The sequence below is a fragment of the Methylobacterium oryzae genome (genome assembly GCF_036441375.1).
GTDB lineage: Bacteria > Pseudomonadota > Alphaproteobacteria > Rhizobiales > Beijerinckiaceae > Methylobacterium > Methylobacterium oryzae_A.
Map to the genome: position 1 here is coordinate 25,164 of NZ_MLCA01000014.1, position 26,917 is coordinate 52,080.

A 26,917-nucleotide genomic window follows, 5' to 3' on the forward strand; every position below is an offset into this window, starting at 1 on the left:
GGGTCAGTGGCGGCGTGCGCCCGCCGCGATATCGTCGGCGTAGCGCCATTCCAGGACGGACTTGACGACGAGGGTGACGAGGGCGAGTCCGGCGAGGAGAGTGGCGACGGCGAAAGAGGCAACGAAGTTGTACTCATTGTACAGGATCTCCACCTGAAGCGGGACAGTATTGGTGAGGCCGCGAATGTGTCCGGACACCACCGAGACGGCGCCGAACTCGCCCATGGCGCGCGCGTTGCAGAGCAGGACCGCGTAGAGCAGCCCCCAGCGGATGTTCGGCAGGGTCACGGTCCGAAAGGTGTGCCAGCCGGTCGCGCCGAGCGTCAGCGCCGCCTCCTCCTCGGCCGTACCCTGTTCCTGCATCAACGGGATCAGCTGTCGAGCGACGAAGGGAAAGGTGACGAAGATCGTGGCGAGGACGATGCCCGGAACCGCGAAGATAATCTGGATGTCGTGTTCGATCAGCCATGGGCCGAACACACCCCGCGAACCGAAGACGAGGACGTAGATCAAACCTGAGACGACGGGAGACACCGAGAACGGCAGATCAATCAGCGTGACGAGCAAGTCCCTGCCCCAGAACTTGAACTTCGCGATGGCCCAGGCCGCGGTCACTCCGAAAACGAGGTTGAACGGTACGGCGATCGCCGCCGTCAGCAACGTCAGTCGGATCGCGGCATGGGCGTCGGGCTCCGCGAAGGCGGCGAAGTAGGCGCCCCCACCTTTGGCGAAAGCCTGGGCGAAGACGCTGATGAGAGGGAGCAGGAGGAACAGAGCTAGGAAGACGATCGCGATCGCGATCAGCAGGCCACGCACTCCGGCGCTTTCCCCGACGACGGATTTTGGGCGGCCGATCCCCGATACGGCGATAGGCGAGAAGATCTCAGACATACCCGAACCGCCTCCGGCTCCAGCCTTGGATGAGGTTGATTGCGAGCAGCGTCAGGAACGAGATCCCGAGCATGATCGCCGCGATGGCGCAGGCTCCCGCGTAGTCGAACTCGGAGAGCTTGATGACGATCAGGAGCGGCGCGATCTCCGACACGTAGGGCAGGTTGCCGGCGATGAAGATGATCGAGCCGTACTCGCCGACGCCCCGGGCGAAGGCGAGCGCGAAGCCGGTGAGCACCGCCGGGATCAGCGGCGGCAGCACCACCTTGGTGAGCGTAGCGATGCGCCCCGCCCCGAGAATCGCGGAGGCCTCCTCGATCTCCTTGTCGATCTCGGCGATCAGCGGCTGCACGGTCCGCACCGCGAAGGGCAAGCCGATGAACACCATGGCGATGAAGATGCCGATCGGCGTGTAGGCAACCTCGATGCCGAACTTGCTCAGTTGTTCGCCGACGAGGCCGTTCGGTGCGTAGAGCGAGGCCAGCGCGATGCCGGCGACCGCGGTCGGTAGGGCGAAGGGCAGATCGACCGCGGCATCGATGATCCGCCGTCCGGGAAACTCGTAACGGGTGAGCACCCAGGCGATGACGCTGCCGAAAACCGACGATGTCAGTGCGGCGAGGAGCGATACGCCGAAGCTGACCCTCAACGCGCTCGCGACCCGCGGATCGGTTGCGACCGCCCAGATGCCGGAGGGGCCGAGCCCCGAGGCGCGTACCACGAGTGTCGCGAGCGGCAGGAGCACGATCAGGGAAAGGCAGGTCACCGCGTAGCCCAGCGTGAGGCCGAAGCCCGGGATCACGCTGGGTTGGCGCAGGGGCCGCCTCCAGAAGGGAGCGGAGCCAGTCATCGCCGTCTCAATGGCTGGCTTTGCCGAGCTGATCAAACAGCCCGCCATTGTCGAAATTCTTCTTCTGGATGTCGTCCCAGCCGCCTTGATAGTCCTCGATCTTGAAAAGCTTTATCTCGGGCAGCAGCGCGAGATCCTCTTTCTTGGCGGCTTCTCGCTTGATCGGCCGATAGTGATGCTTGGCGAAGATTGCCTGCGCCTGGTCCGTGTAGAGGAATTGGAGATAGGCCTCGGCCTGCTTGCGGTTGCCCTTCTTGTCGACGTTAGCGTCGACCAGCGCGACCGGCGGCTCGGCATAGATCGAGGTCGGAGGAACCACGATGTCGAACTTGTCCCGTCCGAACTCGTCGAAGACGAGGAAGGCCTCGTTCTCCCAGGTCGGCAGCACGTCGCCGAGGCCGCGCTGGGCGAAGGTCACCGTCGAGCCGCGAGCCCCGGTGTCGAGCACCGGCACGTTCTTGTAGACCTGGCCCACGAAAGCATTGGCCTTCGCGGCATCCTTGCCATTCTGCTCGTAGGCGTAACCCCATGCGGCGAGGAAATTCCAGCGCCCGCCGGCGGAGGTCTTCGGGTTCGGGGTGATCACCTTCACGTCGGGCTTGATCAGATCGGCCCAATCCTTGACGCCCTTCGGGTTACCCTTGCGGACGAGGAACACCACCGTTGAGGTGTAGGGTAGTGCCTCGTTCGGAAGCTTGGTCCGCCAATCCGGCGCGATCTTGTTCGAAAGCCGGGCGATGGCATCGATGTCCGACGGGATACCGAGGGTCACCACGTCGGCAGGGATGCCGTCGATGACCGTGCGCGCCTGCGCGCCGGAACCGCCATGGGCAGCGCGCACCTTGATGGCCTCGCCGGTCTTCGCCTTCCAATCGGCCGCGAAAGCGGCGTTGATGTCCTTGTAGAGCTCGCGCGTCGGGTCGTAGGAGACATTGAGTAGTTCGGTCTCGGCCGAGAACGACGGTGACGCGCACATCGCCGAAAGAGTCAGCGTGGTTAAGGCAGCACGCAAGGCACGTTGGATATATGCACGCATTTCTGCCAATTTTTCTCTCCTACCAAATAAAAATATTTTCGCCGCAGACACTAAGTCTGATGTCGTCGCAGCTTAAGGCCAGCGAGTAACAGGATTTTATTCGAGCGCGAGATTAGTCAATAGCAAATACGCATATCTGCTGTGATTTAGAAGATATCATCACCAGATCCGGAGATTCAGAATAAATCTGATCGTCGACTGAGCCAAATTTGATAAATTTATTCAATCGTTTTTATGCAGGCCAATAGAAGGATTTTCTCGCGAATTTTTAGGGTCTCGCATTGCAAAAGCGCAGGGAATAGAATCAAAAAAGGCCACACCTTGTGAGTGTGGCCCGGGTTGGCCAGTGGTCTCAGAGCCCGTCTGAACTAAGGATCTGAGGCGGGGTTGGGTGGCCGGGATGGCGATGATTCCAGGAGGGTGCTGAAGCCTGACCTGGAAGCGCCATGTGGATCCCGACCACCCGGCGGCAGCATAGCCGCGCGGGCCTTCGCTATGAAACCGACCTGACCGATGCCGAGTGGGCGGTGATCGCGCCTTTGATACCGAGGCCTGAGCCGCGCGGACGACCTTTGATCTGGATGCTCCGGGAGATTCTGAACGCCATCTTCTACGTCCTGCGCGGCGGCATCGCATGGTGGGTGATCCCCAAGGATCTGCCGCCGCGTTCGACCACGTTCGGCTACTTCAGCCGCCGTCGCGACACAGGGCTGCTCGTCGGGATTAACCACCACCTCGTCATGGCCGATCGCGAGCGTGTCGGGTGGGAAGCCTCGCCGTCTGCAGCAGCGCTCGACAGCCGGACCGTCAAAACGATGGAGAACGGCGGGCCGCGCGGCTGCGACGCTGGCAGAAAAATCAAAGGTCGCAATCGCCAAGCGTTGGTCGACACGGACGGGCGTGCGCTCGTCCTCGATCCGCAGCCTGCCGACGTGCAGGACCGGGACGGAGCCGTTCCGGTGCTACGCCTGTCGCGCCGGACCTTCCCGTTCATCACCAAGGTCTTCGCCGACGCCGGCTATGCCGGCGACAAGCCGGCGAGCGCGACGATCATCGCCGTCGGGATCGTGCGCAAGCCGCCGGATCAGGTTGGCTTTGCTGTTCATCCACGCCGGTGGATCGTTGAGAGGTTCTTCGCCTGGATCAGCCGCAACCGACGCCTCTGGAAGGATCCGGAAACGACCCTCCCCTCCGCACGAGCCTTCCTCTGCGCCGCAGCCGTCACGATCCTCGTCCGACGCCTCGCCCGATCTGCCTGTCTTGTCGAACGGACTGTTAGCAAGGAAACCTTCATCGCCGCTGACTGGGATGTCGTCGGACGCAAGGTCGCCAAGGGGCAGTTGCTCGGCGACATCCACGAGACGGCCCGCAGCTCGATCGGCCCGTCGGTGCCGCCTGATGCTCCAGCGGTAAGCATGTTCCGGCTCGTCAACGGCGAGAGGCGATCCACCGGCGTGACGCCATCGAGGCCATGGCCGACGCTCTCCTGACGGACCGCCCCGACCACAAGCTGGTGCGCCGGATCCCCGGCATCGGCCCGATCAACGCCCTGACCATCCTGGACGAGGCGGGCGACCTGCGCCGCTTCAGCCATCATCGGCAGTTCCTGAAGTTCCACGGCCTCGATCCGGCTACCCGGCAGTCCGGTGCCTTGCGCGGCCAGACCAAGCTGTCGAAGTACGGCAACGCCCAGCTCCGGCTGGAGCGACGCGGATGCGACCCATTCCACGCACCCGCGAACGCTGCGCCAAGCACCGAACACCGACGCAGGATATTGCATCCCGGCGCGAGAAGCATCAAACACACGCCAGATTTTCGGACCGTTCGGTGCGCTGCCCTCCGGCGATGCGCCCCGAAGAGTCGGCAGTTCGGCGCCGTCCGGGATCGTCCAGACAACGGGAAGACGTGATGAAGACGCGCGCCGCGGTCGCGTGGGAGGCGAAGAAGCCTCTCACGATCGAGACCATCGACATCGAAGGGCCGAAGGCCGGCGAGGTTCTCGTCGAGCTGATGGCCACCGGCATCTGCCACACCGATGCCTACACCCTCTCGGGCCTCGATTCCGAGGGTAAGTTCCCGGCGATCCTCGGCCACGAGGGCGCGGGCATCGTCCGCGAGGTCGGCGCCGGCGTCACCACCCTGAAGCCGGGCGACCACGTCATCCCGCTCTACACGCCGGAATGCCGCAACTGTAAGTCCTGCCTGTCCCAGCGCACCAACCTGTGCACCGCGATCCGCGCGACCCAGGGCCAGGGCGTGATGCCGGACGGCACGAGCCGCTTCTCCTGCGTCTCCACCGGCGGTAGCCCAGGCGGATCGAACACCGTCTTCCACTACATGGGCTGCTCGACCTTCTCGAACTTCACGGTCCTGCCGGCGATCGCGCTGGCCAAGATCCGTGAGGACGCCCCCTTCGACAAGATCTGCTACATCGGCTGCGGCGTGACCACGGGCATCGGCGCGGTGATCTACACCGCCAAGGTCTGGCCCGGCGCCAACGTGGTGGTGTTCGGTCTCGGCGGCATCGGACTCAACGTGCTCCAGGCCGCCCGGATGGTCGGCGCCGACAAGATCATCGGCGTCGACATCAACCCGGAGAAGCAGGCCATGGCCCGCAAGTTCGGGATGACCCACTTCATCAATCCGAACGAGGTCGGCATCGACAAGGTGGTCCAGGCCATCGTCGATCTGACCGGCGGCGGCGCCGATTTCTCGTTCGACTGCACCGGCAACGTCCACGTGATGCGCCAGGCCCTCGAATGCTGCCATCGCGGCTGGGGCGAGTCGATCGTGATCGGCGTGGCGGAGGCCGGCCGCGAGATCTCGACCCGTCCATTCCAGCTCGTCACCGGCCGGGTCTGGCGGGGCTCGGCGTTCGGCGGTGCCCGCGGCCGGACGGACGTGCCGAAGATCGTCGATTGGTACATGGAGGGTAAGATCAACATCGACGATCTGATCACCCACACCATGCCGCTGGACGAGATCAATCACGGTTTCGACCTGATGCACGAGGGCAAGTCGATCCGTTCGGTCGTGATCTACTAAAGCAAGTTCAATCCGGGGCTTCTCCCTTGTTTCGGGTCGGAAGCTCCGGTGGCCGAGCGAGTCGTCCCGTTTCATGTGACCCGAGAGGTCCGTACGTCCCCAGATTCCCCGAGCCCCAACCACCGAAGCCCTACCCCCAAGCTTCCAAGCCCTCAGCCTCGAAGCCCCTGCACGCCATTCGGCCCTGCATCGAGGCTTTCGCTTCCCGGACAGGAACTCACAGTCGATGGAAACCGTCTCGAAGGCCCGCGCCCACGGCGGCACGCAGGGCGTCTACAAGCACGATGCGCAGACCACGGGATGCCCGATGACCTTCGCGGTGTTCGTGCCGCCGCAGGCGGAGAACGGCCCGGTCCCGGTGCTGTGGTACCTGTCCGGGCTCACCTGCACGCACGCCAACGTCATGGACAAGGGCGAGTACCGCGCGGCCGCCGCCGATCACGGCGTGATCGTCGTGGCGCCGGATACGAGCCCGCGCGGCCCCGGCATCCCCGACGAGGAAGGCAATTGGCAGTTCGGCTCCGGCGCCGGCTTCTACCTGGACGCAACGCAGGCGCCCTACGACCGGAACTACCGGATGTGGAGCTATATCACGGAGGAGCTGCCGGCGCTCATCGCGGCGAATTTCCCGGCCGATCTGTCGCGGCAGGGCATCTTCGGCCATTCCATGGGCGGCCACGGAGCCCTGACCATCGCGCTGACCTACCCGGAGCGCTTCAAGTCGTGCTCGGCCTTCGCGCCGATCGCCCAGCCTTCCACGGCCGGCTGGTCGAAGCCCGCCTTCGAGAAGTATCTGGGGTCCGATCCAGCCGCCTGGCGCGCCCACGACGCCACCGCGCTGATCGAGGACGGCAAGCGCTTCCCTGAATTCCTGGTGGATCAGGGCACCGCCGACAGCTTCCTTCAGGACGGCCTGCGCCCCTGGCTTCTGGAAGAGGCCTGCAAGAAGGCCGGCATCGCCCTGACCCTCAACATGCGCGAGGGCTACGACCACTCCTACTTCTTCATCTCGACCTTCATGGCCGACCACATCGCCTGGGCCGCCGCGCGGCTGAAGTGACATCGTCAGAGCGCGCCGCACATAGTCGGGGGGAGTGCCTGCCCAACGCTGTGTGGATGACGCCACCGATGGCGCGCCTGCAAGCGCGATCGATTTCGCCGCCGCGATACGCCGCGCGGCGGCCACCCCGACACGCGGATGGTGCAGGGACAGCCGAGGGCATTCCCGTCCGGCAGGATACGAAGCTGTGCCACGCGTGGATGCACGGAAAATCGCAGACGCCGGCGAGGCGATCGCGCATCCGAGCTTGAGACCGATGGGGGCGCCCCCGCGAGCGCGCTCACGCATCATGGACTTTTCGCGTCCGGACATCTGCAAGGCCGAGATTGAGACGTCGCTGGGCGAGCACATGCCGTTCGCCCAGATGGCTCTCGGCATCGATGAGCTTCACCGTCGCGACCACGAGCAAACGGATGCGTCGTGAACGGGCATCGTGACGCGACGACGATGGAGACATGGCCCAGGGCCGTGACGTCGTCGCCGGGCGCATGCGTCATGGCCCCGATCGATGCACGGTGCCTGCGATATCGCTCAAACCGCCATGAGCGACATGGGCCGTACATCAATGCAGCGGTGCCGAACGCGCAGCCACTCGGCCGGATTGACGTTCGGGCTCCAGCCCGTGCGCCATGCTGAACGACGCATGTCTCTCCATCAGGTCGGCAGCGAGGCACGCGGCCGCGCGTAACCGCGGCGCCGCCCCGCCGGTGATCTTCCATGCCACCTGGGCCAGCTGCGCGGCCTCCCCAACCCGCGCCGCAGCGAGCAGGCAAACCAATTGCTCCTCCGCGGGAGTTAACCGGCAGCAGCTCGCCGGCATGAACGACCAATCCTCCGGTCGGTCGGCACGGATCGCACGCATGACGCCCGTCATTGCGGCAACGAAAACTGTCCCATCCGCGGCCCCGAGCGCGCGCTCGGCGATGTCATGGGCGGCTTCCCAGCACGTAACGTCGCCGGTCATGTAGCCAGACGCCACGAAGCGCACGAGCGAGAGCGCGAGGATCGAGATGTCGTCGATGCAGGCGTCGCGAACAAGCATAGCCCGATCTTTGAGGACTTGGCACACGGTGGACTCCGGAATGGATTGGTATGGCGAGAGGGGGCGAACGGGCGGTCGCCCCATGGCGAGGCCGATAGAAACGGGGTCTGCGACGGCCGCACCGTCCGCAAGGTCGAGCATCGGCCGCACGGAGTGATGCGTCGCGATCCGGCGGTTGATCCAGTCCGCCCCGAAGCCGAGCGACGGGTCGATGAGGAGCAGGCTCATGCAGGCCGCGCCACGAACGGTTCTTTCTCCTGTGTCGGTGTCGAGGCGGTCGGATCGGGTCGCATCACCATCATCGCGACCACCGAACGGGTCGTCGACCCGTCATCTCGCTGCCGGGGCTTGCGCGATCGCATGGACATGGTCGGAAGTCGCGGCGGTAGCCCCCCAAGTCTGCACATGGGGCGATCCCAGCTCAAGCATCCCGCGTGGCCAAGATGAACCACAAGGGCTGGAGAGCACCGCGGTCATGGTCGCGTGACCGTTCGGCCCACCTGCCTGTGACGCGAAGTCGCCCTGGCGACGCAGGTTGCGGAGCCAAATCCGATGAGGTGCTCTGGCTTGATGGACCAAAGGAAATCCGCTCGATCTCAGAACGGCATCGACGACGTCGTCCGAACACGGCCGTGGGGTCCGTGGCGGCATCGGCAGTCGAGGCTGGATCCTGCCCACCTGAATGCAAGGACGATCGTATTTGTCAATGGCCAAGCGGTCGATTTGGAAAGGATAATATGTACTACAAAGACGCCTTACAATTAGAGTAGTTGCAGTTTTCTGTTCGGTTTAACGCGGCCCGCTCTGAACCGCCGAGTATACTTTCATCATTTCGACCGGAAGGATGGCCAGCGCGCTCGCCCCGGCACACGCCGAACGCGCGGGCCGGCGACGCCGGACGCTCGCGTTTCTCCGGGCGAAGCATCCGAGCAGCTTCACGACGACCCATCCCCGACGCGACATTGGGAATCGACCATCCGTTCTCCAACGGGATCGGCACGTCACGGATGATCAGGCGAGCAGTTCGTCCGATACCAAATGGCCCATCCCGCCCGGATCACATCATACCTGCGACGTCCATCGTCCCGTGAGCGGCTGATGCCATTGCAACAGGCTCGAGGCTCCAATCCTTGTCTGTTATGCGCAGGCTCATTCCTTGCCATGAGCTCTGCGCACCAGGCACTGGGACCATGCCCTGACGGAGTGACTTCTGCCATATAGGCACTTACACTACATTAAAACCGGGGGATGCAATGGCTTATAGGATTTCGTTTCAGAATGATGGCCGCGAAGTGTACTTGAAGGCTTGGCCCATCGATCTCGTGGCGGCCATCGCCTACGCGAAAGCGCAACTTCCGATCCAACGGATCCGTCATGGGGCACGTTCCGTGTGCGTGACCTGCGACCGGACCGGGGAATTGGTATTCAGCCTGGTTGGGCGACCAGACGCGGCCAGCACCTGAATAGGCATCAAGCCGCCACATGGCAGGGGCGGTGGTCCGAAATCCGGGTGATCCTTGGGTGCGGTCGGTAAGACGCCGAAGCTATCTGTCCTTGCCCCGGAGCCGCCCGACTGAACCTGGGCCGTACGGCCCGGGGCGCAAGCCCTGAACGGGCGGCATCCATCGGACCAATACCGCGCGGTCGAACCCGGCCCTCAGCGCCGCACTCCCCGGCTCCGACAGCGCAGGAGTGATGGTCGTCACCAGCCTCTGGTCGACAGGCCAAGACTAAAGGTGGGGGACTGAAGACGCCTCGAAGTCGTCGGAAAAGGCCGCCAGAATCTCGCGCTCCACGTGACGCGCGACCTGAACTCTCGACCGCGTGCACCTCCCTTGGATTAAAAGACATGTCCACGTTTCCAGGATGGAAGCCTGTAGCCATCCGGGATCCGCCTCCGATCGCGCGCCCATCTGCAAGGCGAGATGTCGGCGGCGCATATCCGAGCTGAGACATGATTCGAGCCACGCCAGGGAAAGATCCGAACCGTCGAGTTGCCGCTGCAGGCGCAAAGCCTCGTCGCGAGCGCACACCTGCGTTGCCATCCAGCGCCGTTGACCCTCCGGGAGGCGTCGCACGGCCTTCAGGCACTCTCGAAGATACCAGCAGCGCCACCTCATCGTCAGCCACGACAACACGACGCTTCCCCCCAAATGCCCCGTCGCCGACGACGGACCCGATCCGCTCTGGCCGCGGGCGGCCCGGGACCAAGATGCCGCGATCGACCGACGTTCGACCCTTGACCCCATGCTGCAATCCCTAGGCGCCAGGCTCGATGGCTGCGAGCGAGCTTTCGATGACCTGTCGAGCCTGGGTTTCGGCCGCGTTCGAGGTACGGGTCGATTCCGATCGGGGCGCGGGAATCGACACGCCCGCTTGCGCCGGTTCGACGGCATGGCCAACGTACCATTCCTCCCGATACGCGGGCGCCGACTCGATATGAGACTGGAGCCCCAGAACGTTCAAGCCGAAGCTGAAGGCTTGGTTGATGTGATGCTCGTTTCTCGCCAGCCTGGGCGTGATCCGCCTCGGCGATGATCGTTCAGCGGGAAGGCCGCGCAAGCTCCTTTAGGTTTCACCATACCCGAACCCGCCATGAGACCTCACGCCTGGCTGTAAAGCGTCGGCCGCGTGACGTTGGGGATTTCCGCGCGCGACGAAAATCAGCGAGATGCGCGTCATGCCCCCTCCGTTCGTCCGAGCCTCGACAGCCGTCGGACAGTCCCCTTGAAGATCAGGCCGGCGACGACGATCGTCGTGGCTCCGGTAAATACTGGAACTACGAGGAAGCTCCATCCCGCGCCGGCTAGGAGCACCACGATCGGATCGGCCCCGGCCGGCGGATGCACGGTCCCCGTCAACAGCATGGCGGTGATCGCCAAACCAACGCCGACTCCGAAAGCCAGCGGCGTGGCGCCCAAGGCGGCAAACACCAGAAGACCCATGAGCGTCGAGATGAGATGGCCGCCGATGACGTTGCGCGGCTGGGCGAGCGGGCTTTGCGGCAGGCCGAACACGAGCACGCAGCTTGCCCCGAACGGAGCGATCAGCAGGACCGCCTCGAACCTCGCCGTCAGTTCGGCGAGCATGGTGACGACGCAAGTGCCGCCCAAGCCCGCAAGGAGGCTGGAGCTCAGCTTGTTTGCCGCCATCGAACCCACCGGACGCCGGTGCAAGTCCGTCGCCGGCGTTGCCGCGCCTCCGGATCGATCGTTCATGATGGCCCAGGGATCTGGTTGAGGAGTCGATGCTTGCCCGGGCGACGCTGGGTCGCCCGGGCCCCGTAGCTTCTCAGAGCTTTGCCATCCGCTCCTTGCCGTCATCGCTCACGCTGTAGGAGCGGGCGCCGACGCCGGCGAGCTTGCCGCCCTGAACGATCAGGTACTCGTCGCGGATGGGACGGCCCTCGAAGTAGCATTCGAGGATCTCGCGCGTGCCGGCCGCGTAGCGCGCCTGGGCCGAGAGCGAGGTCCCGGAGATGTGCGGCGTCATGCCGTGATGCGGCATCGTCCGCCAGGGATGGTCCTTCGGCGCCGGCTGCGGGAACCAGACGTCGCCGGCGTAGCCCGCGAGCTGGCCGGCTTCGAGGGCCCGCACGATCGCGTCGGTGACCGCGAGCTTGCCGCGGGCGGTGTTGACGAGGTAGGCGCCGCGCTTGAACAGCTTCAGCGTCTCGTCGTTGATCATGCCCTCCGTCTCCGGATGCAGCGGGCAGTTCAAGGTCACGACGTCGCAGACGCCGTACATGTCCTCGCGGCTGGCGTGCCAGGTCAGGCCAAGTTCCTCTTCAACACTTTCCGGCAGGCGGTGACGGTCGGTGTAGTGCAGGTGCATGTCGAACGGCTTGAGGCGCTTGAGCACCGCGAGGCCGATGCGGCCGGCGGCGACCGTGCCGACATGCATGCCCTCGACATCGTAGGAGCGGGCGACGCAGTCGGCGATGTTCCAGCCGCCCTTCACGACCCACTGGTAGGAGGGGATGTAGTTGCGGACCAGTCCGAGGATCATCATCACCACGTGCTCGGCGACGCTGATCGAGTTGCAGAAGGTCACCTCCGCGACCGTGATGTCGTGCGCGTTCGCGCCATCGAGGTCGGTGTGGTCGGATCCGATGCCGGCGGTGACGATGAGCTTCAGGTTCTTCGCCTTGGCGATGCGCGCCTTCGTCATGTATGCCGGCCAGAACGGCTGGGAGATCACGATCTCGGCGTCGTGCAGATGCTGATCGAGGACGGAATCCGCACCCTCCTTCGAGGACGTCACGACCAGTTCGTGGCCGAGCCCTTCGAGGTAGGGACGCAGACCGAGCTCACCCGAGACGCTGCCGAGCAAGTGGCCGGGCTGGAAGTCGATGGCCTTCGGGGTCGGCAGGGCCTGGCCGTCGGAGTAGCGCTCGATCTTCGGCAGGTCGTCGCGCGCGTAGGATTTCGGCATTCCATCGACGGGATCGTCGTAGAGGACGAGAACGATCTTGGCCATGAGGCTTCCCTTTGTTCGCTGACAAAGGGGACGACGACCGGCAATGCAGCTGGCGGGCTGACTTAAGAATACTTTTATGCCAGACGTTTCCCCGTGCGCCTTCCAAGAACTGTCCATGTCTCGGTCGAAGCGGCACGGCGACAACCTCCATCCCAGGGCTGAATAGGGCAAATTGATTTTCTAAATGGCCTGATCGACGGCATCGATCAAAGATCGCCCCCGTGGATCGAGATCGATCGCCTTCTCGCGAATCCCGAGCGATTCACATGCGAAACCCGAGCGATTGACATGGGTCGGAAGACGGCGCCCGCGAGTAGCCCGGCGCGCCGGGACGTGCCACATGAACTTCGAGCGTTCATGACGAACGGACGTGTGGCCTACCGCGGTGCGTTTCGGCAGGGTCAAAATCGGGCTGGATCGGTGGTGTGCGCGCTACCGTTAGGGACGCGGCGGCGCGGCGGGGCGACCGCTCGGGAGCGGGGCTCCGGCAATGCCCCGACTTCGGCCCGGTTCTTCCCTCGTCGTGCGCCGAGACCTCGCGGCGGCGGTGCCGGAAGAGTTGGCGTCTCTCAGCTCCAACCCAGTGGACGAGGGCTATAAATGCCCTCGTGAGAAATGCTCGATCGCCCTGCCAAGGCGGCGCGACTTCATCGGCGACCCGGATAATCCGTGGGGGTGGCTGGCACATCGGCGTCTTGGCACCATAAATGCCTGTGCACCACGCATCCTGGGCTCCACCGCCACGTTGCCGTGAGCACCGGTCGCGGACGTCGCAGCCCTCCGAGGGGAGCCGAGCGACTGGGCCCAATCCGGCTGCTTCCGGACCTTACATCTCGGTCGATCGCCACACCTGATCCGCTTCGAGGCCGACAACGACGAAGGGCATTCTTGAACTGGCGTGCCCGCTATACGGCTGACCGAAACTTGCCGACCTACCAGGGCAGCAGACGACCCCGAGAGGCGATCGTGCCTACGCAGGCGATCCTTTCCCGTATGGTCTCGGCCATAGGTCACTCGCCGCGTTATCTTGATAAATGCGGTGGTTCGTCGAGAGTTGACGCAAACCGCCAGCACCGCGATCACCTTCGCCGCCGTACGCGGCCCGCGACCGGCCGGCATGCCTATTGACTTACGGCGCGGCCGAGTTCGCCGGCCTATCGAGCAGGCGGGGTGGTTGCGAGCTGGATGCCGACGAACTTCGGGTGGAACGATCGACGGCGGCCGGCGCTCCGAATGACGCCTGAACTCGAGGACGCGTGTTCGGATATACAGAGACGCCTGTCAGTTCGCCTCGTACCGCCGGGGATACCGAACCAACCCGGCGCCCGAAGCAGCGGCAGTCCGCGGACGATCGGAATCTTGAGGCGATCAGACGCGAACGGCGAGCATGGCGCCGGGCGTCGGCATTCTCCGGGGTGGCCGTCGGATCGTCGGCTGTCCTTCGCCCCTGAGTTGGGAGCGTACCGACCTATTAGGATGGCAGACCGTATCGGTGTATCTCGCGGCTCGGCCAACAGGACGGCCGTGGCTCGGGAGTTCGGACTATGTCGGAGATGCAGTTCGGGGATCCGGCCGATGCGCTCGCCCCCGACAAGAACGAAGCTCGTCCGGTACGATCGGATACTCCTTCGAAAGATCGCCCCGCGGAGACGACCGAAGGACCTGACAAGCCGGCTCCCGCGGCGAGGTCGACGAACCCTTTCGAGGGGTTCGGATCGTTCTCCGGATGATCCACGCGGCGTCCGTACCCACTGCCCCGCGCCCGATCCCTTCCCGTCGCTGCGATGGCTTCACCCGCGCGGCGGGATGCCGAGCCGATTACGGGGCGGCGCCCGGGACGCAGCGCCCGGCTCGAAGCGCCCTCATGGATCCCGCGACACCAGGGAGTATCCCGGCAGCGACGTATAGTCGTCGAAATTCTCGCACAACACCTCAACCAGCTTCGCTATACGCGCGATACGGTGCTTCTGCGAAGAATATATTATGAATACTGGAACCGAGGTTGAGCGCCATTCAGGAAGCAGCGACAACAGGGCCCCGGACTCCACCTCGTATCGCACGAAGAAATCGGGCAGGTACGAGACACCCATTCCTTCCACGCAAAAATATTTTGACATCCAGTAGTCGTTCACAGAAAATTTTGCATTTGGTATACAAACCTGCTTCTTTTTATTGCGCTCCACCGACCACATCTCGGAGCAGCCGTTCCGGGTGTATATGATACCAGAATGGCGCTCGATGTCGCCGATGCCATCCACCTTCGGCGCTCCAGACAGGTATGACGGGCTGGCATACAGGCCATACGAGAATTCGCCGAGCTTCCGCCGCATCAAGGGAGAATCCGGCGGCTGGCCGACGAACAACAAGCAATCGAACTCGACCTGTCCGGTCACGATCTTGTCGACCGAACAGAGCTGGATGTCGATCTGCACGTCAGGGTGAATGCGGGAGAAATGAAGCGAGGCAGCCCCAATCACGGAAGTCCCGAATTCAGAAGTGGCCGCCAGCCTGATCGTCCCGCCCACAGCGGAATGTGCCCACTGCGCCGCATTGGCAGCGTTCTCGCAGCTATCAAAAATCGACGAGCACAGGTCGAGGTATTTCTTCCCGGCATCCGTAAGCTCCAAACCTTTTGTCTTACGGATAAATAGCTGCACGCGTAGGGCGTCTTCCAATTTCCTCAGATGGTGACTGAGGCTCGCCTTTGGAACATTGTACATGTTCGAGGCACGCGATAGGCTTCCCGCTCGCGCGACGCGCACGAATGAGCTGATGTCCTTCAACTCGTAATCGTAGTTCATGGTCGTTCCAAATTGGAGACACCCAGTTCCGTCTCGTTGCCTAGCGCCGTGACGGGGGCGACCATACGGTCGGCGTATGCGCAATCGTGGCTAGATCCGCTCGAAAGAAGTTTAGACCTGGAAAGAATCGAAATGACAGAAAAAAATTTGGGAGGATGGTCACCGGTCGGCATGAGCAACGCCTTGTCCGTGAGGGGCGTGCTTCGCGTCGTAGTTGACGGAATGGACCTGGCGGTCTGGCGGGGCGACGACGGGAAAACGAGAGCTTGGGAGAACCGATGCCCTCATCGAGGCATGCGTCTTTCCTATGGCTTCGTGCGGGGGAACCGGCTGACTTGCCTTTACCATGGGTGGGGTTACGACGGAGACGGGGCCTGCGTTTCCATACCAGCTCACCCGACCCTGACCCCGCCTAAGACGATCAAGGTCGCTCGCTATGCATGCGTAGAGGCGGCCGGCTTGGTTTGGGTGGCGGCTGAAGGTGCGAACGACCCATTGCGGGCTCCCGACGGTCGCTGGCTCCCGGCGCAGACGATCGACTTGGACCTGACGCTGGCCGACGCTCGCGCCGCGGTCGCGGCGGCGGCCGTCGAAGCCCAGGCAGCGGATTCCGCATACGCTGGATCCGGCATCGAGACGTCGGACGACAGTCCCTTGGTCACGTTCGTCGACGCGCGATCGGGCAGCCGGGTACTCTGCGCCCTGCAAGCGGTGGCCGACGATCGGACCGCTCTGCACGTCTTGGTCGACGCCTCGGCCGGGGACGTCAAAGCCATGCAGCGGGCCTATGCCGAGTGGGGGCGCAGGATCCGTCGGAACCAAGGTCGGGCATCTTTGCCGGCTTTCGTCCCCCCCGCCGGTACGGTAGCTCCCACCTCATACCTAGCCTGACGTGGGCGACAGGCACTCGCTCTACCTACGAACCTAGAAGACCAACAGGAGGAAGACGCCATGTGCGATGATCAATTCACGCGCTCATATTGGTATGCCGTCGCCCGCATAGAGGACCTACCTGAGGGCCGGCCGCGCGCGACGAAGCTCCTCGACGTCGACATCGACCTCCTCCGCACCCAGGGTCAAGCGACCGCGACGACCCGGCCTTCCGACGGTCAGGCGATCCACCTGCCCACCAAGGAGCAATACGGTCACGTCTGGACAACGCTCAGCGAGAGCCCGCGCGACCTTTACGCGATGCCCGAGTTCGAAGAACCCGGCCGCCGACTGGTGACCGCCGGGGCCATCACGGTCTCCTGTTCGGGACTTCGTGTCGTTGAGAACTTCCTCGACATGGCGCACTTCCCGTTCGTGCACACCGGCATCCTCGGCGAGGAGCCGCACACCGACGTTGCCGCCTACGACGTGGAGTTGCGTGAGGACGTCGATGAGGTCTGGGCGACGAAATGCGAGTTCTATCAACCGAAGGCCGCGGCCGCTGCCGAGGGTGGGCAGCTGACGCGGTACATGTATCGCGTCGCCCAGCCATTCAGCACAGTGCTCTACAAGACCTGCCCAATTCGGGAGGGGGCATGGGACCTCATCGGTCTGTTCATACAGCCCAAGACACAGACAGAATGCGACGTACACTCATTCGTTCTGGTATTCGATGACTCAAATTCGGACAACGCGCTTCTCCAGTTCCAGCAGATGATCTTCATGCAGGACCGGATGATCTTGGAGAATCAGGTCCCCTCGCTCCTGCCGCTCGACCCGAGGCTCGAGCTACCCACACGGGCCGACGCAAGCTCAATCGCCTATCGGCGGTGGCTGAAGGCTCACGGCCAGACCTACGGCGTCCTCCCGCAGGCGTGAAGAGTGGACGCGCACGATGAAACTGTACGACTACGTGCTGTCGAGCGACTGCTATAAGGTCAGGCTGCTCGCCGGATGCCTTGGGATCGAGTTGCAGACGATCCCCGTGAACGTCTTCCCCGGCGAGGAACATCGGTCGCCCGAATTCCTGGCCGTCAGCCCCCTCGGCAAGATTCCTGTCCTATCCGATGGAGGGGTCGTGCTTCAGGACGCCCATGCCATTCTCGTCTACCTGGCGAAACGGCAAGGCGACGCTGGTGCAGCTTGGTATCCGGATGCGGATGCCGCTTCGTGCGCTGCGGTGCAGCAATGGCTCACCTTCGCGACCGAGCTCGACGGGACGATCGGCGCGGCGCGCCAGCACAGCATGCTGGGCAAGCCGCTGGATGTCGACCGGGCCCGCTCGGGGGCCCGGGAGCAGATCACGGCCCTCGACGACCACCTGACCGATCGCGAGTTCGACGGATCCGCCTGGATCGTCGGGAACTCGCCAACCATCGCCGACGTGGCGGTCTTCGCGCAGGTGGCGGTTGCAGGGGACGGTGCCATCGACCTGACCCCCTACAAGGCGGTCGGACGTTGGCTGAAGACGATGGTGTCGGTGCCAGGCTTCTCTCCCATGCCTGGCATCAGCGCCATTAGGTAGCCAATCGAACGCGGGCGGATACCGTTACGGTCGCCGCCCGCGTCCCCATTTTCGCTCAGCCGGGGCTGGCTAGAACGTGGGGGTAGGGCCAGTCGTCGACGTTTCCCAAACGACGGACGATCTCGCTGCGAACAGCGGGCCGAGGAACCTTTGATGCCGGACATGATGAATATCCTGACCACCCGCCAGGGCCACCCGGTCCGCGACAACCAGAGCACCCGCACGGTCGGTGAGCGCGGTCCCGCGACGCTCGAGAACTACCAGTTCATCGAGAAGATCACCCACTTCGACCGCGAGCGCATCCCGGAGCGCGTCGTCCACGCCCGCGGCGCCGGCGCCCACGGCTGGTTCGAGGCCTACGGCAAGATCGGCGACGAGCCGGCCTCCAAGTACACCCGCGCCCGCGTGCTGAACGAGACCGGCGTGAAGACGCCGATGTTCGTGCGCTTCTCGACGGTCGCCGGCGCCAAGGAGAGCCCGGAGACGGAGCGGGACCCGCGCGGCTTCGCGGTCAAGTTCAAGACCGTCGACGGCAACTGGGACCTCGTGGGCAACAACCTCAAGGTCTTCTTCATCCGCGACGCGATCAAGTTCCCCGACATGATCCACGCGTTCAAGCCGGATCCGGTGACGAACCGCCAGGAGGCGTGGCGCTTCTTCGACTTCGTGGCCCAGCACCCCGAAGCCATCCACATGGTGACGCACCTGAAGTCGCCGTGGGGCATCCCGGCCAACTACCGCGAGATGGAAGGCTCGGGCGTCAACACCTACAAGCTGGTCAACGACCAGGGTGAGGCCGTGCTCTGCAAGTTCCACTGGGAGCCGAAGCAGGGCGTGCGCAACCTGACCTCGGCGCAGGCGGCCGAGATCCAGGGCAAGGATGTCGGCCACGCGACCCGCGACCTGTACGACAACATCAAGGCTGGCAATTTCCCCGAGTGGGAGTTCTGCGTCCAGATCATGCCGGACGGCCCGAACGACCACCTGTCGTTCGACCCGCTGGACGACACGAAGCTGTGGCCGGTGGACCGGTTCCCGCTGCTGCCGGTGGGTCGCATGGTACTCGACCGCGTGCCGGACAACTTCTTCGCCGAGGTCGAGCAGTCGGCCTTCGGCACGGGTGTGCTGGTCGACGGCATCGACTTCTCGGACGACAAGATGCTCCAGGGTCGGACGCTGTCCTACTCGGACACGCAGCGCTACCGCGTCGGCGCCAACTACCTCCAGCTGCCGATCAACGCGCCGCAGCCCGGCGTGAAGGTCTACTCGAACCAGCGGGACGGCCAGATGACCTACGGTGTCGACGGCACCGGACCGAACAAGCACATCAACTACGAGCCCTCGACCCTGGCCGAGGGGCTCCGCGAGGCGCCCAAGCCCGCCAAGGACTACCACCAGCCGGTGGAGGGCCGTCTCGGCCGCTACCAGACCTCGCGCACCGAGGACGACTACACCCAGGCCGGCGTCCGGTACCGCTCGTTCCAGGATTGGGAGCGCGACGACCTGATCGCCAACCTCGTGGGCGACATGAAGCAGTGCCCGGAGCCGATCCAGCTGCGGATGGTCTGGCACTTCTGGCACGCCGACGAGGATTACGGCCGTCGCGTCGCCGAGGGTGCGGGCATCGATCTGGAGAAGGCCAAGGCCCTGCCGCCGCTGCCGGGTCGCGCCGGGCCGGGCAAGCGCCTGCAGGCCGAAACCTATTCGGCGGGTACGCCCATGATCAACGCGAACCTCGAAGGCTTGCCACCCTTGGACGGCGATCGACTCGAGGCGTGAAGCGTTTCGGGCGCGGAACAGCGGTGCGCCCGGTCCCCGATCCACGCGTCGCCGACGCGGTGTCGTTCCAACCGCGTGGTGTTACCGTAGCAGTCGAAGCCGGGGGCCGACGCACGACGCGGCCTCGCGATCCGCGAATCCGTACGTGGACTCAAGACGTTGATCTCCCTCGACAGCATCCGCACCTTCATGCGGGCGGCGGACGCCGGCAGCTTCTCCGCCGCGGGGCGGAACATGCGGCTCTCGGCGTCCGTCGTGAGCTACCGGGTCCAAAGCCTCGAGCAGCATCTCGGATGTCTGCTCCTGACGCGGACCACCCGGCGCATGAACCTCACGGACGCCGGACGCCAGTTCTACGAAAGCTGCGTCGATGTCATGGCCGCGGTTGAGGCCGCCGAGAAGAGCGTGGAGACGTCCGGGGCGAGCCCCCGCGGCGTCCTCAGGGTGGCGTCGCCGAGCCTGATCGGAAGCCGCGTCGTCGCGCCCTTGATACCGCGGTTCCGCCAGCGCCATTCGGAAACGACGGTGCATCTACGGATGTCGGATCGCTTCGTCGACCTCGTCGAAGAGGCGATCGACATCGCCATCCGGCTGTCCGTGATGCCGGATTCGAGCTTCACCCTCAGGAAGATCGCGCATGTGGAGCGCGTGCTGTGCGCCGCGCCGGACTACCTCGCGGCAGGTCCGCTCCTCGAGAAGCCGGCCGACTTGCTCCATCACTCGTGCCTCCTGCTCCGCTTCCCGGGAGCCGAGCAGTTCCGATGGACCCTTCGAAGCGCTGACGAGACCATGACGCTGCCCGTCTCGGGCCCGTTGGATACCGACGACGGAGCCGTCCTCACGGAATGGGCCCTGGCCGGCCAAGGCATCGTCGTGAAGCCGCTGTTCGAGGTCGCCTCTCACCTGGCTTCGGGCAGGCTGGTCGAGATCCTCCCGGGAGTGCAACCCGAGTCGGTGACCCTGGGAATCCTCTACCGATCGAGGAAGCTCCTTCCCAACCGGGCCAAGACGTTCATCTCCATGGCCACCGAGGAGATCCGGAATTATGTCGAAGGGGAACTCGACCTGATCGGTCGACGATCTTCCTGACGTGTCGTCGAACCGAGACGAGGCGCCGCTTGGGAAGCATCCGCGTCGGTGATCTCCGACGCTCGACCGGACGACACTACGTCCGTCGCCGGGCGCCGGGGCGCCGTCTCGCTAAAATTTCGGAAGGTGATGGCGAAACGCATCGGCGCGCGCCGGCGCGCCGGGAGCTAAGTTCGCGGCATGCACATCGATCGCCAGTCTTGGGGACCCACATGATCGACTTTCTCTGGGAGTGCGGCAGCCTGCTGCTGCGATGGCTTCACATCGTGGCGGCGATGGCATGGATAGGCTCGTCGTTCTTCTTCATGCATCTCGACGCGTCGCTGCGGAAGACGGCGGAGATCCCGGCCTCGGAGGGCGCGGCGGCTTGGCAAGTCCACGGCGGCGGATTCTACGAGATGCGGAAGTATTTCGTAGCGCCGGGACACTTGGACCCCCACTTAACGTGGCACAAATGGCAGTCTTATTCCACGTGGCTGTCCGGTTTCGTCCTCATCGCGTGGATCTACTATGCGCAGGCGAGCCTATACCTGATCGACCCCGCGGTGCGCGACATATCCCCGGCCGTGGCGAGCGGCATCGGCGTCGGCGCCCTGGCGGCGGGCTGGCTGGTCTACGACCTGACCTGCCGATCCCCCCTCGGGCGCAACGAAGGCACCCTCGCGATCGTGGGCTTGGCGTTCGTGACGCTCGCCGCTTACGGTTTCGCGAACGTCTTCAGCGCGCGCGGCGCGCTGATCCACACCGGCGCGCTGATGGCCACCTGGATGGCCGGCAACGTCTTCCTGGTGATCATCCCTAACCAACGGAAGGTGGTGGCCGCGCTGTTGGACCATCGCCCGCCGGACCCGGCGCTCGGCAAGCAGGCCAAGCAGCGTTCGGCGCAGAACAACTACCTGACGCTGCCTGTCATCCTGCTGATGATCTCGAACCACTACCCGTTCCTGTTCGCCGGGAAGGAGACCCTGCCGCTCATCGTGGCGCTGGCGACGGTGGCCGGGGCCCTCGTCCGCTATTTCTACAACGTCAGGCACGCCGACCACGAGCGCTCCCCCTGGTGGGCCTGGGGCGCGGCCGCGGCCGTGCTGGCCGGTGCCTTCGCGCTCGCCCTCTCGACCTCCCCGCTCGGTCGCCGCATCCTGGATACGGCGTCGGCCGGAACCCATCCGCGGCTGGAGCTCGCTTCCGCCTCCCCCCCGGAGGAGGTCGTCGGCATCGTCCTCTCGCGGTGCTCGATGTGCCATGCTTCGGAGCCCCTGTGGGACGGGATCGCCATCGCCCCGAAGGGCGTGCATCTCGACGACGCCGCCGCGATCGCGCGGCAGGTCGCGGCGATCCGGTACCAAGCGGTCGACACGCACAACATGCCTCCCAACAACCTGACCGGCATCACGGACGAGGAACGCGACGTCCTGGCCGCCTGGGCGCGCACGGACCGGCGATGAGCGCCGCCGTCCGTACGCTCGGCCCGAAACCGTCGATCGTCCAACAAGGAGGTAGAGCTCGATGACAGACCGGTATCACGGACCCGCCGGGGGGCTCCCGGATCAATCCGTCCTGCATACGGGCCGGGCGGTCTTCACGGAGGCCTACGCCTTCATCCCGAAGGGGGTGATGACCGACATCGTGGCCAGTCCCCTGCCCTTTTGGGACGGCACCAGGGCCTGGATCCTCGCGAGGCCGATGACCGGGTTTTCCGAGACGTTCTCCCAGTACCTGATGGAGACCACGCCCGGCGGCGGCAGCGACCGGCCGGAGCCCCGCGCCGACGTCGAGGGGGTCCTGTTCGTCGTGGCGGGGGAGTTGGCGGTCACGCTCGAGGGGACGGACCACCACTTGCAGGTCGGGGGATACGCCTACCTCCCGCCGGGGGCCGGGTGGACGATTCGCAACCCCGGGGACGCGCCCGCACGCTACCACTGGATCCGCAAGCGCTACGAACGGCTCGAGGGATTGGCGGTCCCGGACGCGATCTTCACCTCGGACGCCGCGGTGGCTCCGAACGAGATGCGCGGGACGGACGGCCGTTGGGCAACCACGCGTTTCGTCGATCCTGACGACCTGCGACATGACATGCACGTCAACATCGTCACGTTCCAGGCCGGCGCCTCCATACCCTTCGAGGAGACGCACGTCATGGAGCACGGATTGTTCGTGCTGGAGGGCAAGGGCGTGTACCGCCTCAACCGCGATTGGGTCGAGGTCGAGGCGGGCGACTTCATGTGGCTCCGGGCGTTCTGCCCGCAGGCCTGCTACGCCGGCGGTCCCGGCCCGTTCCGGTACCTCCTCTACAAGGACATGAACCGTCACGCCTCGTTCGAGGCGTTCGGGATCGAACGCCGATGAGCGGCGATCGAATCCTCGTGGCGTCCGCCCTCACGCGAGAGGCGTTCGCCCCGTTCGGGGAAGTGCTGGACGTCGGGGGACGGGACGCCAGGCCCATGAACGGGGACCGGGCGGTCCGGCACCACGCCCTCGCCGCAGCCGAAGCGAGCGGTCCGGACGCGAGGATCATCCTCAGCATCGCCGTCTCCAAGCCCGTCGCCCACCCCGTCCGGGTGACGATGGTCGAACGTCACCCCCTCGGGTCGCAGGCCTTCATGCCGCTGGGCGACGGCACGCTCCTGGTTGTCGTCTGCCCCGACGAGTGTGGCGAGCCGGGCCGACCGCAGGCTTTCGTGACCGCGCCGGGCCAAGGCGTGAGCTATCGGGCGGGGGTTTGGCATGGGATCCTCGCCCCCATCGGCGAGCGGCAAGGATACCTCGTGGTCGACAGGGACGGGCCGGCCATCAACCTGGAGGAGCGTTTCTTCGCCGAGCCCTGGACGGTCCGGATGCCTCCTTCGGACTCCTGAAGCGAAGGCCGGCCCATGGCTTCGTCCGGACCCGGTATCCCGACCCGAGGCGACGCGGACCGACGCGCCGCCTCGACGACACGTCCGATCGGATCGGGTGGGGTGAGCGTGGCCCGGGCCTCCCGTGAAGGCCGGACGCCTCGCGATTCGGCACGTCCGGCGCCAGGACGTCGCCCGTTGCCAGCCGCCGGCCCCCCGCATCCCGACGGGAGCCGGCGATCCGGGACTTCCTCCTAGCCTGCCCGGTCGGGGGAGGCATCCGCCGCGGGGGGGAGCAAGTCCCTCAGCCGCAGGAGCGCGATGCGCTCGATCTGCCGCTGCGCCTCCTCCAACTCCTGCTCCTTGTCGTTCCGAAGGCGGGTCTCGAAGGACGCCAGGATCTCCTCGCGACCCAACCCCCTGATCGCCAGGATGAAGGGCATGTCGAAGCGTTGGCGGTAGGCGTCGTTCAGTTCACCGAACCTAGCGATGTCCGCCGGCGACAGGGCACCGAGCCCAGCGCCGCCCTGTTCCGAAGTGGAGGCGACGGAGAGCTTGCCGGCCTGTGCGAGCCGGCCGGCAAGCTCCGGGTGGGCGTTCACGAGGGCGAGGCGACGACCGCGCGGAAGCGCGCGCATCACCCGCACCAACGCCGCGTGCATGCCGTCCACGGTATCCTCGCGGGACGTCAACCCGTTCTGCCAAGCCCGGGCAGCGATCTCCGGCGTGTCCTCGAATACGTCGCCGAACCGCGCGACGAATTGGTCCTTGCCCATACGGCTGGGAACGACCGGGGTGACGGAATGGTGCGCGCGCCAATGGCGCGCGATGTCGATCCGCCGCGTCGTCCACACGCCCTCGTGAGCGGCTACGTGGTCCAGGAATCGGGCGAGCGCCGCGATACGCCCCGGTCTACCGGCAAGCCGGCAATGCAGCCCGACCGACATCATCTTCGGGGCGGTCGTGCCTTCGGCGTAGAGGATGTCGAAGGTGTCGCGCAGGTAAGCGAAGAACTGGTCGCCACAGTTGAAGCCCTGGATCGTGGCGAAGCGCATGTCGTTGGCGTCGAGGGTATAGGGGACGACGAGACCCGTGCCCGCGGCGCCGTGCAGCCAGTAAGGCAGGTCGTCCGCATAGGAATCCGACAGGTATTCGAATCCCCGCTCGATCGCGAGTTCCAGGGTGTTGACCGACGATCGTCCCGTGTACCAGCCCGCCGGGGGGAGCCCCGTGACCTCGGCATGCATGCGCACGGCCTCATCCATCTGTTCGGCCTCGGCTTGGCGGGTATGGTCCCGATAGTCGATCCACTTGAGTCCGTGGCAGGCAATCTCCCAATCGGCTTCCTTCATGGCCGCGACCGCCTCCGGGTTGCGACGCAGGGCCGTGGCCACGCCGAAGACGGTGACGGGGATCCCACGCCCGGTGAACAGCCGCCAGAGGCGCCAGAACCCGGCGCGCGATCCGTACTCGTAGATCGACTCCATGCTCATGTGACGCTGGCCCGGCCAGGGCTGGGCCCCTACGATCTCCGACAGGAACGCCTCGGATGCATCGTCGCCGTGAAGGATGCAGTTCTCGCCTCCTTCTTCGTAGTTGAGGACGATCTGCAAGGCCAAGCGCGCACCGCCCGGCCATCCGGCCTGCGGCGGAGTGCGCCCGTAGCCGATCATGTCGCGGGAGGTGTGCATGGCGGACCTTCTACGAGGATTGAAGCCCCACCATAGCGTTCGGAACGACGCGGCGGTTGACGACCTCGTCCGAAGCACCTCCCGAAAACGGCGTATGGCTCCCGGGTGGGAACCGCGAGCATGAAGGGGACCGCCGACCACGTCGGCAAGGAGCGGCGGCGAGTACCGGAGGCCAAGCGTGACACAATCGGCGATCGAGACTGCGGCGATGCGGCGCCTGACCACCCACGTCCTCGACCTGAGCGACGGCCGGCCCGCCGCCGGCGTCGGGTTACGTGTGTGCCGGTTGGACGGCGGGCGGTCCGAGGTGGTCGCGACGGCCGTCACCAATGCCGACGGCCGCTGCGACCGCCCCCTGCTGTCCGGCGAGGAGTTCACGGCGGGCCCCTACGAGATCCAGTTCGATATCGGGGCCTACTTCGCTCGACGCCCGACCAAGCACGGGGGATTCCTAGATATCGTCCCGATCAGGTTCGTCGCGACGGCCGAGGTGACCCATCTCCACGTCCCCCTTCTGGTCGCTCCCTTCGGCTACAGCACGTACCGCGGAAGCTGAGGCCTCGCGCCCGATCCCCTGGCGTAGCGCGTCCGGCCGCGCGCCGGCGACCCCTGCAACCGTTCGACCCCGGAGCCGGCCCAATGTGCGACGACGCGGTGGATCCCGTACGACCGCCGTCGGCAGGTGTCCGGAGTCGAGCTTCCGGCGGGGCGCCCTTGGCGCTGCCCGCCTTGGGCTGCGGCCTAGCCGCCGCCAACATCTACTACAGCCAACCACTGGTAGAGCCCATTCGCGCCTCCCTGGATCTTCCGGCGGAGTCGGCGGGGTTGATCGCGATGGCGCCGCAGATCGGCTACGCGCTCGGGTTGGTCCTGCTGTTGCCGCTGTGCGACCTGGTCGAGAACCGACGGCTCGCCGGCGCCCTGTTCTGCGCCTGCGCGCTCTCGGCCGCAATGGCCACCCTAGGGGGGGCGGGGCTGTTCCTCGGGGCCGCCCTTGGCCTGGGGCTGGCGTCGGTGGTCGTCCAGGTGCTGCTCCTCATCGCGGTGAGCACGAGTTCGGAGGGGCGGCGCGGGCAGGTCGTCGGCACGCTAACCAGCGCGCTCCTGGTCGGAGTGATGCTCTCGCGCGCCTTCGCGGGCGCGGTCGCCGAGGCTTTGGGATGGCGGGCCGTCTTCCTCCTGGCCGCCGCCGCGATGCTCGCGCTCGCCCTGCTGATGGTCCGGACGCTGCCCATCCGCCGCCCCGGCGCCGGCGACGACTACCTCTCGACGGTCGGCGCCATGGGCCGCCTCCTGGTCGCGGATCCCGTGCTGCGACGCCGCTCGCTCCACCACGCGAGCGCGTTCGCGGCCTTCAGCCTCTTTTGGACTATCGTGCCGCTGCACCTGACCGATCGCTTCCACATGTCTCAGATCGGCGTTGCCGCGTTCTCGCTGACCGGCACGGCGAGCGTCGTTGCCGCCTTCCTGTCCGGGCGCGTCCCGGATCGTGACCTGCGCGGACCGATCACGGCGGGCGCGCTCGCGGCCGTCGTCGCCGCGCTCCTGTTCGCGGGAGCGCCCGTCCCAGCGTTCGCCGATTCCGTTGCGGCGCTCACTTGCTCCTCGTTGGTCCTTTGCATCGGCCTGACGATTCACGCGGTGCTCGCGCAGAGGGATGTCCTGTCGTCGCGGGAGGACGCACACGGTCGCGTCAACGGCGCCTTCATGGCGGCCTATTTCACTGGCGGCGCGTTGGGCTCGGCCCTGGGGGCTTGGCTGTATGCGACCGGGGGATGGCACTTCGCCGCCCTCGTCGGCGGGCTCATCCCGATGCCGGCGTTTCTCCACGCTGCGTGGCGCGCGCGCAGCCACTGATGCATCCC

21 protein-coding genes and 2 pseudogenes are annotated in these 26,917 nt (G+C 65.5%); 15 read left to right on the top strand and 8 right to left on the bottom strand.

The window, feature by feature from the left end; genetic code table 11:
* Window positions 1-3: 3 nt before the first annotated feature.
* Genes cysW through MOTC310_RS23885 form a run of 3 tightly spaced genes read right to left on the bottom strand, consistent with a single transcriptional unit; the run spans window position 4 to window position 2,777 of the window.
* Entirely contained in the window at window positions 4-891 is an 888-nt protein-coding gene (cysW, locus tag MOTC310_RS23875; RefSeq protein WP_331303553.1) for a sulfate ABC transporter permease subunit CysW, read from the bottom strand.
* Window positions 884-1,741 carry a sulfate ABC transporter permease subunit CysT gene (cysT, locus tag MOTC310_RS23880; protein ID WP_331303554.1) on the bottom strand — a complete coding sequence of 286 codons (858 nt, stop codon included), beginning with the start codon at window positions 1,739-1,741 and terminating at the stop codon, window positions 884-886. The genes cysW and cysT overlap by 8 nt, the downstream gene beginning before the upstream one ends.
* Before the next feature lie 7 nt (window positions 1,742-1,748).
* Complete coding sequence (locus tag MOTC310_RS23885; RefSeq protein ID WP_331304099.1) at window positions 1,749-2,777, bottom strand: sulfate ABC transporter substrate-binding protein; 1,029 nt, start codon at window positions 2,775-2,777, stop codon at window positions 1,749-1,751.
* Between the two features lie 446 nt (window positions 2,778-3,223).
* Between MOTC310_RS23885 and MOTC310_RS23890 the strand changes: the two are divergent.
* From MOTC310_RS23890 to MOTC310_RS23910, 5 genes and pseudogenes are all read left to right on the top strand, one after another.
* Window positions 3,224-4,033: pseudogene (locus MOTC310_RS23890) on the top strand (IS5 family transposase); the annotation flags it as partial.
* A gap of 18 nt (window positions 4,034-4,051) precedes the next feature.
* Window positions 4,052-4,476, top strand: a pseudogene (locus MOTC310_RS23895) (IS110 family transposase); the annotation flags it as partial.
* Window positions 4,477-4,685: 209 nt separating this feature from the next.
* On the top strand, window positions 4,686-5,822 hold the full coding sequence (locus tag MOTC310_RS23900) for an S-(hydroxymethyl)glutathione dehydrogenase/class III alcohol dehydrogenase (RefSeq protein ID WP_331303555.1): 1,137 nt from the start codon (window positions 4,686-4,688) through the stop codon (window positions 5,820-5,822).
* 226 nt (window positions 5,823-6,048) lie between these two features.
* Window positions 6,049-6,882, top strand: coding sequence for an S-formylglutathione hydrolase (fghA, locus tag MOTC310_RS23905; RefSeq protein ID WP_331303556.1), 834 nt, complete (start codon window positions 6,049-6,051; stop codon window positions 6,880-6,882).
* 187 nt (window positions 6,883-7,069) lie between these two features.
* The gene (locus MOTC310_RS23910) at window positions 7,070-7,306 is read left to right on the top strand and encodes a hypothetical protein (RefSeq protein WP_331303557.1); all 237 of its coding nucleotides are present in this window, start codon (window positions 7,070-7,072) and stop codon (window positions 7,304-7,306) included.
* Window positions 7,307-7,444: 138 nt separating this feature from the next.
* On the opposite strand, the gene MOTC310_RS23915 is transcribed toward MOTC310_RS23910, so the two are convergent.
* The 4 genes from MOTC310_RS23915 to MOTC310_RS23930 form a co-directional block, all read right to left on the bottom strand.
* Window positions 7,445-8,152: a hypothetical protein gene (locus tag MOTC310_RS23915; RefSeq protein WP_331303558.1), complete on the bottom strand. Its 708-nt coding sequence runs from the start codon at window positions 8,150-8,152 to the stop codon at window positions 7,445-7,447.
* Between the two features lie 2,450 nt (window positions 8,153-10,602).
* Entirely contained in the window at window positions 10,603-11,076 is a 474-nt protein-coding gene (locus MOTC310_RS23920; protein ID WP_331303559.1) for an HPP family protein, read from the bottom strand.
* Between the two features lie 139 nt (window positions 11,077-11,215).
* Window positions 11,216-12,403, bottom strand: a complete 1,188-nt coding sequence (locus MOTC310_RS23925) for an NAD-dependent formate dehydrogenase (RefSeq protein WP_331303560.1) — start codon at window positions 12,401-12,403, stop codon at window positions 11,216-11,218.
* A gap of 1,862 nt (window positions 12,404-14,265) precedes the next feature.
* Complete coding sequence (locus tag MOTC310_RS23930) at window positions 14,266-15,204, bottom strand: LysR family transcriptional regulator (RefSeq protein ID WP_331303561.1); 939 nt, start codon at window positions 15,202-15,204, stop codon at window positions 14,266-14,268.
* Between the two features lie 132 nt (window positions 15,205-15,336).
* Here MOTC310_RS23930 and MOTC310_RS32895 point away from each other — a divergent pair, with 132 nt between their 5' ends.
* The 8 genes from MOTC310_RS32895 (at window position 15,337) to MOTC310_RS23965 (ending at window position 23,382) form a co-directional block, all read left to right on the top strand.
* On the top strand, window positions 15,337-16,095 hold the full coding sequence (locus MOTC310_RS32895; protein WP_419539949.1) for a Rieske 2Fe-2S domain-containing protein: 759 nt from the start codon (window positions 15,337-15,339) through the stop codon (window positions 16,093-16,095).
* Between the two features lie 60 nt (window positions 16,096-16,155).
* Window positions 16,156-17,013 carry an aromatic ring-hydroxylating dioxygenase subunit alpha gene (locus MOTC310_RS23935; protein WP_331303562.1) on the top strand — a complete coding sequence of 286 codons (858 nt, stop codon included), beginning with the start codon at window positions 16,156-16,158 and terminating at the stop codon, window positions 17,011-17,013.
* Window positions 17,014-17,029: 16 nt separating this feature from the next.
* Window positions 17,030-17,659: a glutathione S-transferase family protein gene (locus MOTC310_RS23940; protein WP_331303563.1), complete on the top strand. Its 630-nt coding sequence runs from the start codon at window positions 17,030-17,032 to the stop codon at window positions 17,657-17,659.
* A gap of 153 nt (window positions 17,660-17,812) precedes the next feature.
* Complete coding sequence (locus MOTC310_RS23945; protein ID WP_331303564.1) at window positions 17,813-19,438, top strand: catalase; 1,626 nt, start codon at window positions 17,813-17,815, stop codon at window positions 19,436-19,438.
* Between the two features lie 159 nt (window positions 19,439-19,597).
* On the top strand, window positions 19,598-20,527 hold the full coding sequence (locus MOTC310_RS23950; RefSeq protein WP_331303565.1) for a LysR family transcriptional regulator: 930 nt from the start codon (window positions 19,598-19,600) through the stop codon (window positions 20,525-20,527).
* A 212-nt stretch (window positions 20,528-20,739) separates the two neighbouring features.
* Window positions 20,740-21,972, top strand: a complete 1,233-nt coding sequence (locus MOTC310_RS23955; RefSeq protein WP_331303566.1) for a urate hydroxylase PuuD — start codon at window positions 20,740-20,742, stop codon at window positions 21,970-21,972.
* 61 nt (window positions 21,973-22,033) lie between these two features.
* The gene (locus MOTC310_RS23960; protein ID WP_331303567.1) at window positions 22,034-22,873 is read left to right on the top strand and encodes a bifunctional allantoicase/(S)-ureidoglycine aminohydrolase; all 840 of its coding nucleotides are present in this window, start codon (window positions 22,034-22,036) and stop codon (window positions 22,871-22,873) included.
* Window positions 22,870-23,382: an ureidoglycolate lyase gene (locus MOTC310_RS23965; RefSeq protein WP_331303568.1), complete on the top strand. Its 513-nt coding sequence runs from the start codon at window positions 22,870-22,872 to the stop codon at window positions 23,380-23,382. The genes MOTC310_RS23960 and MOTC310_RS23965 overlap by 4 nt, the downstream gene beginning before the upstream one ends.
* Before the next feature lie 233 nt (window positions 23,383-23,615).
* Here MOTC310_RS23965 and puuE read toward each other — a convergent pair whose 3' ends face one another.
* Entirely contained in the window at window positions 23,616-25,052 is a 1,437-nt protein-coding gene (gene puuE, locus MOTC310_RS23970) for an allantoinase PuuE (RefSeq protein WP_331303569.1), read from the bottom strand.
* A gap of 208 nt (window positions 25,053-25,260) precedes the next feature.
* Between puuE and uraH the strand changes: the two genes are divergently transcribed.
* Window positions 25,261-25,608: a hydroxyisourate hydrolase gene (uraH, locus tag MOTC310_RS23975; protein ID WP_331304100.1), complete on the top strand. Its 348-nt coding sequence runs from the start codon at window positions 25,261-25,263 to the stop codon at window positions 25,606-25,608.
* 158 nt (window positions 25,609-25,766) lie between these two features.
* Entirely contained in the window at window positions 25,767-26,909 is a 1,143-nt protein-coding gene (locus MOTC310_RS23980) for an MFS transporter (protein ID WP_331303570.1), read from the top strand.
* Window positions 26,910-26,917: the final 8 nt, after the last annotated feature.